This is a genomic window from Prevotella sp. HMSC077E09 (assembly GCF_001814685.1).
In the GTDB taxonomy this organism is placed as follows: Bacteria; Bacteroidota; Bacteroidia; order Bacteroidales; family Bacteroidaceae; genus Prevotella; species Prevotella oris.
The window spans coordinates 46,248-46,713 of record NZ_KV817572.1; the positions used below are offsets into that span (position 1 = coordinate 46,248).

A 466-nucleotide genomic window follows, 5' to 3' on the forward strand; every position below is an offset into this window, starting at 1 on the left:
CGAGGATTTTGAGTGAAAGGGACATCCTTTTACTTGATAGTCCTTAACTGTTTTCCTGTTGTTTATAGCTTCCTCCATTTCTCTATATCTTCTCTGTATTCCTCCAAATGAATGCGCACGATGTTTTCCACGAAACTTGAAAGATTGCTGCCCCTGTCACCCAACCTGCGAACGATGAAGTCGGCACGTTCCTGCGTCTCTCTGCTCAGATAGACCGCCTTTCTCTCACTTAGCTTTGCCGGAACGAGGAACGCCTGCTTGTATGCGTCGAGTGTCTCTTTCCTCATCTTGGCACTGATACGTCGTTGAATAGTTGCATGCTCTGTATGCAGTACAGGCTCGGATGGCATGGCATGCTCTATGGCATGCTCTGTTTCTTGTTGTTTTTGCTCTTGAATATATTCCATTCCCTTTGCCCGAAATTCAGTTACAGTTTGTTCACTTGAACTTTCAGCTTGGCTCATAC

Annotated in this window: 1 protein-coding gene; it reads right to left on the reverse strand. The window is 45.5% G+C overall.

Annotation, left to right across the window (positions count from 1 at the left end; all coding sequences use genetic code 11):
- Positions 1–62 precede the first annotated feature (62 nt).
- Entirely contained in the window at positions 63–464 is a 402-nt protein-coding gene (locus HMPREF2983_RS08075; protein WP_070667672.1) for a DUF3408 domain-containing protein, read from the reverse strand.
- Positions 465–466 lie beyond the last annotated feature (2 nt).